The sequence below is a fragment of the Stenotrophomonas sp. VV52 genome (assembly GCF_002893095.1).
GTDB classification, from domain to species: domain Bacteria; phylum Pseudomonadota; class Gammaproteobacteria; order Xanthomonadales; family Xanthomonadaceae; genus Stenotrophomonas; species Stenotrophomonas aracearum.
This window is the reverse complement of the sequence record NZ_PKQQ01000011.1, coordinates 84,582-95,729: the sequence shown is the minus strand read 5'-3', so window position 1 is coordinate 95,729 and position 11,148 is coordinate 84,582. Positions and strand designations below refer to the sequence as shown.

At 66.4% G+C, this 11,148-nt stretch carries 10 protein-coding genes; 8 read left to right on the top strand and 2 right to left on the bottom strand.

What is annotated here, in order from left to right:
- Positions 1-172 precede the first annotated feature (172 nt).
- Together C2U58_RS16545 and C2U58_RS16540 are read right to left on the bottom strand one after the other, a co-directional pair.
- A complete protein-coding gene (locus C2U58_RS16545) occupies positions 173-1,054 on the bottom strand; it encodes a LysR substrate-binding domain-containing protein (protein WP_102946847.1) in 882 nt (293 codons plus the stop codon).
- A 39-nt stretch (positions 1,055-1,093) separates the two neighbouring features.
- On the bottom strand, positions 1,094-2,074 hold the full coding sequence (locus tag C2U58_RS16540) for a WYL domain-containing protein (protein ID WP_102946846.1): 981 nt from the start codon (positions 2,072-2,074) through the stop codon (positions 1,094-1,096).
- Positions 2,075-2,190: 116 nt separating this feature from the next.
- On the opposite strand from C2U58_RS16540, the gene C2U58_RS16535 reads away from it, so the two are divergent.
- The 8 genes from C2U58_RS16535 (at position 2,191) to C2U58_RS19905 (ending at position 11,129) form a co-directional block, all read left to right on the top strand.
- Positions 2,191-2,796, top strand: a complete 606-nt coding sequence (locus tag C2U58_RS16535) for a glutathione S-transferase family protein (protein WP_102946845.1) — start codon at positions 2,191-2,193, stop codon at positions 2,794-2,796.
- 102 nt (positions 2,797-2,898) lie between these two features.
- Entirely contained in the window at positions 2,899-4,347 is a 1,449-nt protein-coding gene (locus C2U58_RS16530) for an amidohydrolase family protein (RefSeq protein WP_102946844.1), read from the top strand.
- Between the two features lie 338 nt (positions 4,348-4,685).
- Positions 4,686-5,444 carry a CS1 fimbrial subunit B flags: Precursor gene (locus C2U58_RS16525; protein ID WP_216362412.1) on the top strand — a complete coding sequence of 253 codons (759 nt, stop codon included), beginning with the start codon at positions 4,686-4,688 and terminating at the stop codon, positions 5,442-5,444.
- A gap of 68 nt (positions 5,445-5,512) precedes the next feature.
- The gene (locus C2U58_RS16520) at positions 5,513-6,013 is read left to right on the top strand and encodes a CS1 type fimbrial major subunit (RefSeq protein WP_102946843.1); all 501 of its coding nucleotides are present in this window, start codon (positions 5,513-5,515) and stop codon (positions 6,011-6,013) included.
- Between the two features lie 61 nt (positions 6,014-6,074).
- Positions 6,075-8,618, top strand: a complete 2,544-nt coding sequence (locus C2U58_RS16515; RefSeq protein WP_172448172.1) for a TcfC E-set like domain-containing protein — start codon at positions 6,075-6,077, stop codon at positions 8,616-8,618.
- Positions 8,619-8,827: 209 nt separating this feature from the next.
- Complete coding sequence (locus C2U58_RS19910) at positions 8,828-9,112, top strand: hypothetical protein (RefSeq protein WP_146033489.1); 285 nt, start codon at positions 8,828-8,830, stop codon at positions 9,110-9,112.
- Between the two features lie 105 nt (positions 9,113-9,217).
- Positions 9,218-9,829 carry a hypothetical protein gene (locus C2U58_RS16505; protein WP_146033488.1) on the top strand — a complete coding sequence of 204 codons (612 nt, stop codon included), beginning with the start codon at positions 9,218-9,220 and terminating at the stop codon, positions 9,827-9,829.
- Positions 9,768-11,129 (top strand): hypothetical protein, encoded by a 1,362-nt coding sequence (locus C2U58_RS19905; RefSeq protein WP_146033487.1) that lies wholly within the window; start codon positions 9,768-9,770, stop codon positions 11,127-11,129. The genes C2U58_RS16505 and C2U58_RS19905 overlap by 62 nt, the downstream gene beginning before the upstream one ends.
- Positions 11,130-11,148 lie beyond the last annotated feature (19 nt).

The following is an 11,148-nucleotide window of genomic DNA, read 5'->3' as shown; positions in this document are numbered from 1 at the left end:
GTCGGGACAATGGAGGCACGCAATCGTGGGATTTGCGCCATTCTTACTGCTTCGCCGTACTGCAGAGATACTCTGATGTCAGATTAGGACTATTCCTATGCCCGGTACGAGAGCTCCGTCACTTTCTGCGCGCATCCGAACGCTCCCTTCGGAATGATGCACAGGAAAACGGTCACCGACGCTCGCGGTCCAGCAGGCGTGCAAACTGTGACGCCAACTCCACCACCAGCGCATCGGCCGTCGGCCGATACAGCATCGCGATCTCGATGCTGTCAATCGGTGTCAGTCCCTGCTTCGCGGTGAGCACGCGATGCTCGCGGGTCACCGCGCGCGCCGGCAGCAGGCTGATGCCCATGCCGTCGGCCACCGCGCCCTGGATGCCGCCGAGGCTGGAGCTGGTAAAGCCGATCCGCCAGCGCCGGCCCAGGCCCTCCACCGCCGCGATCAGCTCGTCGCGGTACAGCCCGCGCGGTGGAAAGGTCACCAGCGGAACCGGATCCAGCGCGATGCAGGGGCTGCGCGCACTGTCCACCCAGCGCATCGGTTCGGCCCAGCACGCCATCGCCTGGCGGCTGTTGCGGCGCTGTTTGACCAGTACCAGGTCGAGTTCGCCGTGGTCGTAGGCCGCGGCCAGGTCGCGGCTGAGCCCGCTGGTCACTTCCAGCTTCACCTGCGAGTGGCGGCGGGTGAAGCGGCCGAGCAGGGCAGTCGTGCGCGGGTTGACGAAATCCTCGGGCACGCCCAAGCGCACCGTTATCGCCACCGTAGCCCCGGCCAGCGCTTCGCCCATCTGGTCGTTCAGGGCCAGCATCTGGCGGGCGATGCCCAGCAGCGAATGACCGGCATCGGTGGGGTGCACGTCGCGGTTGCCGCGCACCAGCAGCGGGTGGCCGGCCAGCTGCTCCAGGCGCCGGATCTTCTGGCTGACCGTGGACTGGGTGGAATGCAGGCGCGCGGCGGCGGTGGTGAAGCTGCCACAGTCGGCGACCATGACCATCGCGCGCAGCAGGTCCAGCTCGAACAGGGTGCGATGCGAAGCGGCACTGGGTGGCATGGCGCTATCCAGAAAACGAATGCGGAAGCTGCAGCATAGTCAGTCCGCGACCACCGCGCTGGCGCGGGCGAGGCTGCGCGCTACGCGCGCACCGGCGTCGCGCATCATCAAGTGCAGCGCGGGTGGACCGAGCACCTCGAACTCCAGTTCAAGCGCCAGCAGCCAGTACACGACCGCGCCCTGCGGATGCGCGCCGCAGCGCAGCAGGCAGCGCTGCGCATCCAGCGCCTCGAGCACACCGGCCGAGCCGGGCATGCGCTCGCGCACCGTCTCGATCGGAGCGTGCAGGACGATCCGCGCTTCGTCGCCGTGCGGACCCATCGTCAACGACTGGCTCACAAAGGCGCGCAGGTCGCCGTTGGCCGGGGAGGGGCGGGGACGGAAGTGCACGCCTACCTCGGGCGTGCTGGTCATGCGGTCGATGCGGAAAGTGCGCCAGTCGCTGCGCGTGGTATCCCACGCCACCAGATACCAGCGCTTCTCGGCATGCACCACGCCCTGCGGTTCCACCTGGCGATGGCTGGGCTGGCCCTGGCGGTCGGCGTAGTCGAAGCGCAGCTGCAACTGGTCCCGGCAGGCGCCGGCCAGCGTCGCCAGCAGGCGCGCGTCCACCAGCGGGCCGCTCTGGTCAATCGGCAGGATCGCGGTGCGCAGCGCGTCCAGGCGACGGCGCAGGCGGGCCGGCATCACCTGTTCCATCTTGACCAGCGCGGTGATCGCGGTCTGTTCGATGCCGCTGATGGTGCCGCTCACCGCCATGCGCAGGGCGAGTGCCGCTGCCAACGCTTCCTCGTCGTCGAGCAGCAGCGGCGGCAACGCGCGACCGGCACGGAATGCATAGCCGCCAGCGACGCCGCTGCTGGCCTGGATCGGGTAGCCCAGTTCGCGCAGGCGTTCGATGTCGCGCCGCAGCGTGCGCGGATGCACGCCGATGTCGGTGGCCAGCGTATTGCCGGGCCAGTGCGGCCGGGATTGCAGCAGCGCCAGCAGGCGCAACAGACGGGCAGAGGTCGTAAGCATGGCGGCAGGGTCGCGCCTGTCGAGGACAGGATCTGTCCGCAATGGTGGCTAGCCTGTGGCCACGGTGCAAGGGCCTTCCGGCGCACCTCTTCCCCCACACTTACAAGGAGTACTGCATGTCCCTCGTCTTCTATTGGCATCCGATGTCCAGCGCCACCCCGGTGGCGTGCGCGCTGGCCGAACTCGGCGTGGCCCACGACCGGGTGCGAATCGACATCCGCAACGGTGAGCAGCGCACCCCGGAGTACCTGGCGATCAACCCCAACGGCAAGGTGCCGTGCCTGGTGGTGGATGGCACGCCGATCTTCGAAGGACTGGCCATCCACCTGTGGCTGGGCGACCGCTTTGGCGTGGCGCGCGGGCTGTGGCCGGCGGCCGACACCCCGGAACGCCTGCAGGCGTTGTCCTGGTGCGCGTGGGCCTACGTGACCTACGCGGCGGTCATCAACCGGATGTTCCTGGCCAGCACGGACGGTCCGCTGCGCGACGCTACCCAAGCCGCTGCGGCAGGTGAGGCGGCGCAGCAGCTGCTGGCGCTGCTGGAAGATCGCCTCTCCACCCAGGCCTGGATGGTGGGTGATGCCTATTCGCTGGTGGACCTGGTGGTGGCGCAGGTGGTGGGCTATGGGACGTATGTCGGCGCCAGCGTGGCCGCCTACCCGGCGGTGGCCGCGTGGCTCGCCACGGTGCAGGCACGCCCGGCGATGCAGGGCGAGGTTTGAACGGTATTTGGATTGTGAATGTGCAGCATGCCAAAATTTAACTGGTGAATGGGGGCCGCCGCGCCGTATGGTGCGGTGGTCCTTCCGTTACTGCGTCCTGCCATGAAATCCATCGTGCTCTCTGCGTTCCCGCTGCTGCTTGCGCTGGCGCCCTCCGCCCTGGCCGCCGAGCAGGCCGACCTGATCATCCGCCACGCCACCGTGATCGACGTCGAGCACGCCACCACCGTGGCCGACCAGGCGGTGGTGGTGCGTGGCGACGATATCGTGGCGGTGGGCGATGACCGCGCCATCGCCAAGGCGTGGACCGCGGCACGGAAGATCGATGGCAAGGGGCGTTACCTGATTCCCGGCCTGTGGGACATGCATGTGCACTTCGGCGGTGGTCACGAGCTGATCGAAGAGAACAAGGCACTGTTGCCGCTGTATATCGCCCATGGCATCACCACCATCCGCGACTGCTCCGGCGACCTCCCCGAACAGGTGCTGCAGTGGCGCGGGCAGATTGCCGACGGCACGCTGGAAGGCCCGCAGCTTTTCAGCTCCGGCGCCAAGATCGAAGGCATCAAGCCGGTCTGGAAGGGCACCATCGAAGTGGGCAGCCAGGCCGACCTCGATGCGGCGTTCGTCAAGCTCAAGCGCGACCGGGTCGACTTCGTGAAAATCACCGACAGCACGCTGACTCCGCCGCTGTTCCTGGAGGCCGTGCGCGGCGCGCGCGCCAACGGGCTGCGCGCTTCGGGCCACATTCCAATGGCGCTGACCGTGCAGCAGGCGGTGGACGCCGGGATCAGTTCGATCGAACACCTGGACTATGCATATAAGGCCGGGGTCAAGGACGAAGCGGCCATCGCCGCCGACTTCGCCGCCAAGCGGATCGACCGCGCCGAAGCCAATCGCCGCCTGGATGCCGGCTTCGACCACGACACCGCGATGGCTGCGTACCGGGGCTTCGCCGCGAAGGGCGTGTATGTCACCCCGACCCTCAACGGCGGGCGCATCCTGGACTTCCTGGACCAGGACGACCACGCCAACGACCCGTACCTCGCCTACATCGGTCCCAGGCTGCAGGCCACCTACCAGTGGCGGGTGGAGCGGACGGCCAAGGCCAGCCCGGAACAGATCGCGCAGCGCCACCAGCAGTACCACCAGGTGGCGGCGGTGCTGCCGATGCTGCAGGAGGCAGGCGTAACCGTGATGGCGGGTACCGACGCCGGCTTCCTCAATTCGTTCAATTACCCGGGCATCGGCCTGCACGACGAGCTCAGCCTGTTCGTCAAGGAAGGCCTGACCCCGGCCCAGGCGCTGTCTTCTGCGACCCGCGCCGGTCCGTCGTGGTTCGGTACGTTGGACCGCTACGGCGGCATCGCGCAGGGCAAGGCGGCGGACCTGGTGCTGCTGGATGCGAACCCGCTGCAGGACATCCAGGCCACCCGTGCCATCAATACGGTGGTGCTGCGCGGCCAGGTGTACGACCGCAAGGCGCTGGATGCCTTGCTGGCGCAGACACGCGAGAAGGTCGCGCAATGGCAGCAGGCGGCGAAGCAGTAACGCCCGCCACACTCCATCAATAAGAGAGAAAACCCGGCGCCCCGCATCTGCGGGGCGTTTTCGTATACGCGTTCCTGCAACAAATTGCAGTAGCGCATTGATGAAAATTGAATGTGCCGCGTTGCAGCACAAATCTACGATGCGCACCTGGTCAACGCCGACCGGCATTCCGGCGTTGGCAATCACCCAATCCATCAACTTTTGCAACTTGTTGTAGTGCAGCTTGAAAAAAGTTGCATGGGGCGACCGGTGGCTGACGCCTACGCTGCGCACTCGATTGAAGGCAGTTATGACAACTGGCCTTCGCATTCACCCCGTTAATCACAGGAGCAGCTTCGATGAAGCGTCTGATGACCGCGCTGGCGGTAGCCATGACCATGGCGATGTCGGCATCGCCTCATTCGGCCCAGGCCGCCGCACCCAACATCCACGTGGGCGCGATGTACGAGTACGCCGAGCCGGGCAAGGGGGCGCTTCTGAAGCGCGTTCGCAACACCGGGAACGCGACCGCATTCGTGCGCGTTCAGATCAGCGAAGTGCGCTACGCCGCCGACGGCAGCCACCAGGAGATCCCCGTCGACACGGCGGACGGTAGCCAGGCCGGACTGGTCGCCAGCCCGTCGCGGATGATCGTGCCGGCCCAGGGCCAGCAGGCTACGCGCCTGCTGGTGCAGGGTGACCGCAGCAGCGAGCGCTACTACCGCGTGCGGTTCGTACCGGTGCTGCCGCAGTCCGAAGACGAGTTCGCCCTGACCGACGCGCAGCGCGACGACTACCGCAAGGAGCTCTCGGCCGGCGTCAATGTGCTGACCGGCTACGGCGTGTTCGTGATCGTGCACCCGGACCAGGCCCGCTACGACGTGCAGACCGAAACCACCGGCGAGCACGTGCAGCTGCGCAATGCCGGCAACACCACGGTGCTGCTCGATGACGTGCGCCAGTGCAGCGCGGCCGACAAGACCGCCAAGTGCTCGCCCACCCGAAAGATCCACCTGCTCCCGGAGCGCACCGAGCGCTTCCCCCGTAGTGCCGAGCACGTGCACCGCTTCCAGATCGTTGAGGGGGACAGCCGGAAGGACGTCCTGCTCAGCCCCTAGGTTCCGCCCGGAACCGCCGTCCCGTCGCCGGACTCCAGGCGACACCTTCCCGTTGGAGATATGAAGCAATGAACCTCAAGACCACCGTCCTGGCTGCTGCGGCCGCCCTGATCCTGACCCCGGCCGCTGCCATGGCCGCCACTGAGCAGTTCCCGATCCAGGTAACTGTTGAAGCCACCGTGCCGTCGGCCACCGGCCTGCAGATCTCGCCGGTTGGCGACTGGGCCGGCCAGACCCAGCAGATGCGCTGGAACATCGCGACCCAGAGCCTCGCCCCGATCCAGCAGCAGGTCGACATGAAGAGCGGCCTGGGTGCCATCAACGCCTACCTGACCACCGAAGCCATGCTGACCAGCGCCGGCAACGCCATCGACCTCGCGGTCAATGTCGCCGGCCAGGAACTGAAGGTCGGTGCCGGCAATGCCGTTGAAGTGGCCACCTCGACCGAAGCCGCTGCCAGCAAGCGCGCTGCGGTTGCCATCACCGCTGCCGCCCCGACCGGCGACGGCTACGTGCACGGTACCTACCAGGGCAACGTTTTCATGATGTTCGAAAGCGGCACCCCGTAAGCGTTTCTGTTGTTACCCGAGGGGCGCTCCCGCGCCCCTCTCTTCTTCCCAAGGAATGTCCATGTCGCGCCTGCTTCCGATCGCCACCGCCGTGATGCTCTACTGCAGCAGTGCTGCAGCATCCGCTGCGCCTGCCGCTCTGGAGAGCCTGACCCTGCTCGACCAGGCAGGCGGCCTGCCCGACGACTTCCGCGACCACTTCTTCGACGTACCTCTGGTGGTACGCGTTGAGCGCGATGGTCAGTTCCTCGGCGATGCCCGCGCGTTGCTGACCCGCGAAAATACCTTGTCGTTGCTGGAGTTTACCGACAGCCACGACAGCACCGAGCCGGCCGCCGAGCGTGCGCGCTGGTTGCAGGTGCTGGCAACGCCGCGCCCGCTCGGCGCGTGCGCCCAGTCCTGCGACGCCGGCCTGGTGCGCCTGCATTACAGTCTTGAAAGTTCGCTTCTGTCCATCGCCACCGCGAACGGCGGCCGCAGCGCGAGCGACGTACGCCACCATGCGCTTCCCGAAGGCGGCAGCCGCGGCCTGATCCTGCGCCACCAGCTCAATGCCTATGCAGGCGAGGGCATGGACGCGTCCGGTCGGTACGCGCTGGACCTGCAGGGCAGCCTGGGCCAGTGGACCCTGGCCGGCAACTACCAGGTCGACCGCAGCGGCGATCTGGACGGGGAGCTGCGCCACTCGGTGCAGAGCCTGTACGCCCAGCGCGAGTTCCGCGACAACTTCCTGCGTGCCGGCTACTTCCTGCCCAACTTCCAGGGCGTCACCCGGCAACCGCGCGCGGCCGGGTCGGTCAACCACACCACCGTGGGCGTCCTGGCCGGTTCGTCCGACAGCCTGGCCATCGATGCACGCGCACCGAGCCTGTACCCGGTGTACGTGACCGCCAACCGCGAGGGCACCGTGGAGGTGTTCCGCGACGGCAGCCTGATCCTCACCCAGCCGCTGCAGCCCGGCCTGCAGGAGCTGGACACCCGGCGCCTGCCAGGTGGCATCTACGAAGTGGAGCTGCGGGTCATCGAAGATGGCCGCGAAAGCTCCCGCGAAACCACCGTGATACACAAGCCGGGCAACTGGCGCGATCCGAGCCGCCGCTGGCGCTACAGCGCCTTCGCCGGCATGCAGCACACCCTGCTGGACAGCATCGACGACCCGAATGCAGGCGCGTTTGCGGCCGGCGGCATCATCAATTACCTGGCCCATCCGCGTGCGGTGGTCGGGCTGTCCGCGCAGCACCTGGACGGCGCGAATGCGTTCGCCGGTTCGGTGGACTGGCAGATCAGCGACAGCGCGAACCTGTTCACCAATGCCTACACCAGCGAACAGGGGCGGGGCGTTGACCTGCAGGGCCTGTGGCGCTACCGCCATGGCACCGTGATCGTTTCGCACAACCGCACCTGGCAGGAGCGCCGTCGCCCGTGGGACGAAGGCTATGCGCCGTACCCGCCCGATGCCGAAATGCCTGAGACCCGCTCGGGCTGGCTGCAGACCAGCGCCCTGAGCGTGAACCATCGTCTTGGCGACAGCAGCCACGTGGCCGCACGCGTGTCCCACAACCGTGGCGTGAGTGACGGCGTCGGCGTGGATCTGTCGTTCAGTCGTCGCCAGACCCTGTTTGGCAGCGACGCCACCTGGCGCGCTTCGGTGTTCGACCGCCCGGCGAACAGCAGCAGCGGCATGCGTCGCAACCGTGGCGTGGACTTCACCCTCAACATCGCGCTCGGCGAGGACGGCCGCCGCTACACCGGCAGCCTGGGCAGCCGCACCGCAACCGACGGCGGCCGCAGCCTGTACGCCAGCGCCGGTGCGCAGCAGAGCTTCGAGCAGGGACTGGTGCGCAGCATCGGTGGACAGGCCACTGCCGACAGCGATGGCCTGGGCCTGAGCGGCACCGCGCTGTTCGAACATCCCGCACTGCGCGGCGACGTGCATGCGCAGCGCTCCTCGCTCGGCGGCCAGCTCAGTGGCGGCGTGAACCTGGAAAGCACCATGGCCATCGGCGGCGGCAAGCTCGCGATTGCAGGTGCGGCGCAGGTCGGCAGCACCAGCACCGGCATGATCGTGGACGTGAGTTCCGAGCTGCCGGAGGTGGAGCTGCGTGCACATGACAGCCGAGGCGGTTCCTACACCCTGCACCCGGGCCGCAACTTCCTGCCGGTCACCGCGTACCGCACCGGGTCGCTGCAGATCGACTTCCACGGTCGCGCCGCACCGGCGGCCACCATCCAGCCGGCCTCGCTGGATTACCACCTCAACAAAGGGGGGGTGTCCTACGGCAAGGTCGAGGTGCTCAACACCTTCACCGTGATGGGTCACCTGAAGGACGCCAACGGCAAGCCGCTGGCCGGCGCGCATGTGATCAACCATGCCGGCCGCAGCGTGGCGGAAGCCGACGGCTTCTTCGCGCTCGAGATGAGCGCCCGCGCGCCAAACATGGAAGTGCGTCATCCCACCGTGACCGGTTGCAGCTTCGAGCTCGATGGCACTTCAACCCGTCCCGACGGTCACACCTGGCTGGCCGGCGTCCTGCAGTGCCCGTCATCCACCTTGTCCACTGCGCAGTCACAGACGACTGCGTCGGCTACTGGAGCAATGCCGTGAAGACTCATGCCTCCATGGGAACAATGACTCGCAGGGTCCTTGGCGCTTTCTGTGCGCTCGGTCTGCTGGGAGGTTCAGGCGGTGCGAATGCCGCAGACCTGCTGATCACAGCTGAGTTCAGGCCGTCGGCATTGGATCCAGGCCGGAACACCTTTACCAACACCACGCCGCGCGGCACATACTGCGGGTGGAAGCCGGAGTACTGCAGCATGCTGAACTCCTACGTCGTCGACCTGCCGATCAACATTGTCTCCAAGACGTATGTCAAAGGGTCCGACCTCCGCAAGCGCTTCTATGTAGGGCTGCCTTCGCCACGCCGGGTGATCGTCACCAACGAGTCAGGGGAGTCGATCGAGGTCGATGTGGTGATCAGCTCCCTCGCTGGCGAACTTTCTCCCGGTGACAGAACCAACCCTGTGTTCGCTCGGTACCCGGGTGGAGGGTGCAGCTATGTACACACGGCTGCGGTGGGGCACTGGGCGCGATTTGGGTAGAACGTCCGCAATCCACAGGCGCCGGACGCATGCCATTCGGTGGGAGAAGGGCCGAATGGCTTCACAGGCGTGTACGCATCGAATTTCCTTGGGTTTGGATTGACGGTGACCGCACCGTCTCCACTGGGTATGGAGAATGGTCTCTACCGGGGACAGTTGCTGTACACGGTCGGAGGCCTTGGCTCGGACATCGATTTCGGTGACGACGTTGAAATGTCCGATAACGTGTTGACCATGCACTTCGAGTTCCGCGTGGAGCACGACTTCAAGGTCGACAGGCCGCCGGGAACGGACACGATCGTGCTGCAGCCCGAGAACAGCTGGCGAGACTGGGTCGACCGGGGTAGGCCGCCGAGGACGATCCGGCAGGAACTGCCGTTCCTGATGACCAGCTCCGGCGACTTCAACGTTCACCTGGCGTGCGAGCTGCAGGTTGGCGAGCGCTGCGCGATTCGCAGCGAGAACGGCGAACAGGCGGCACTTGATGTTTCTTTGACCATTCCCGGCCTGTATGCCGAAGCAACTGGTGCCCCCGTGGATCGCTATCCACTTACGGCAGGCGGCGCGCCACCGGGGTTCCGGGTGCGTGAGTACATGCAGAAACGCCCTTCTCGGCTCGGGTTCTCGGTCTCCGGTGAGCCCTTGCAGCGAATGCTTGACGCGCCTGGAAGCACGTGGCGAGGAGAGGTCACCGTGGTGTTCGACGCCGCCCTGTAAAGCCCGTGACGTCGACGGGCGCCCTGTAGTAATCGTACCCCTGGAAGGAGTAAGTGCCATTTCTACTGAAACCCTTTCGACACCGCGGCCAAGTCGCTGGCGCGCTGCAGCACTTCCGCTGGCTCTCCTGCTCTTCACGGGCGCTGCCGCCCATGCAGCCGACATCTACATCAGCGCCGAGTTCAAGCCGGACATCAATGATCCGGACAAGCGCGCCTTCACCAACACCACGCCCTGGTCGGGCGTATGCGCCGACACGCACCTGCAGACCTGCATCCGCAACAACTGGTGGAGCATCGACACCAGGATCCGCGGCACCAAGGATGGGATCAAGGAAGCGAACTACGGTCCGAACGGCTTCTACATCGGAATGCCGAGTTCCAGAACGGTAGCCGTTACCTCGGACGACGGGGCGCAGACGTTCGAGCTGGGATTCAACATCATCGGCGCTGCAATGCGGTTGTGGGACCGGGAGGGCGATGGGCCAGCGCAACCGGCGTCCACGGGTGGGCCGAACAACTGCTCTTTGGGCCTGACCAACAGCCAGGCCGGCAACCACAGCGCCATGCGGATGCTCCTGCGCCGGGATGGCGGCGAGGGTGCCGTGGCCTGCGCGTTGCACTGGCTGGCCACCAACAACTACCGCATGAGCGAGTTCGACTTCACCTACAAGCTCACCACGCCCCAGCCGCTGGGAATGCGGAGCGGGGTGTACCGGGGCATGACCACCTACCGGATCGGTGGCACCGGCGAGGGCGCGGACTTCGACCTTGGCAACGGGGTGGCGCTGGAGGACAACATCGTCAACGTCCACTTCGAGCTCACCGTGGAGCATGCCTTCCAACTGGATCTTCCGCCGGGTAGCGAGCGTGCGGTGCTGGCGCCCAAAGGTGGGTGGACGCAATGGAGCGATCACGGCATCGCGCCGAAGTCGCTGGAGCGCGAGGTGCCCTTCAGCCTGAGCAGCTCGGGGCAGTTCGAGGTGTCGCTGCAGTGCCAGCATCCGCTGGCCGATGGGCGGTGTGCCATTCGTAACGTGACCGGGGTGGCGGAGGAGGCGCCGCTGGATATCCAGCTGACGCTGCCCGGCTTCCACGATTCTGCGACGGGTGCCGATGTGGTGGACATGCCGTTGACCACAACGATGGTGCCGCCGGTGCTGGCAGCCGATGTGTTCATCGTCCGTCGGCCTTCAAGGCTGCACTTCGCAGTCAATGGCGAGGCCGTGCGCAGGATGCTGGATCATCCCGGCACCCACTACCGCGGTGACGTTACCGTGATCTTCGACGCAAGTCCGTAGCAGTACTGCGTCATGTGCA

What these genes read in the sequence shown, in the direction of transcription:
- C2U58_RS16545 (WP_102946847.1), bottom strand. Translation starts at nt 1,054, where the DNA reads ATGCCACCCAGTGCCGCTTCGCATCGCACCCTGTTCGAGCTGGACCTG.
- C2U58_RS16540 (WP_102946846.1), bottom strand. Translation starts at nt 2,074, where the DNA reads ATGCTTACGACCTCTGCCCGTCTGTTGCGCCTGCTGGCGCTGCTGCAA.
- C2U58_RS16535 (WP_102946845.1), top strand. Translation starts at nt 2,191, where the DNA reads ATGTCCCTCGTCTTCTATTGGCATCCGATGTCCAGCGCCACCCCGGTG.
- C2U58_RS16530 (WP_102946844.1), top strand. Translation starts at nt 2,899, where the DNA reads ATGAAATCCATCGTGCTCTCTGCGTTCCCGCTGCTGCTTGCGCTGGCG.
- C2U58_RS16525 (WP_216362412.1), top strand. Translation starts at nt 4,686, where the DNA reads ATGAAGCGTCTGATGACCGCGCTGGCGGTAGCCATGACCATGGCGATG.
- C2U58_RS16520 (WP_102946843.1), top strand. Translation starts at nt 5,513, where the DNA reads ATGAACCTCAAGACCACCGTCCTGGCTGCTGCGGCCGCCCTGATCCTG.
- C2U58_RS16515 (WP_172448172.1), top strand. Translation starts at nt 6,075, where the DNA reads ATGTCGCGCCTGCTTCCGATCGCCACCGCCGTGATGCTCTACTGCAGC.
- C2U58_RS19910 (WP_146033489.1), top strand. Translation starts at nt 8,828, where the DNA reads ATGCTGAACTCCTACGTCGTCGACCTGCCGATCAACATTGTCTCCAAG.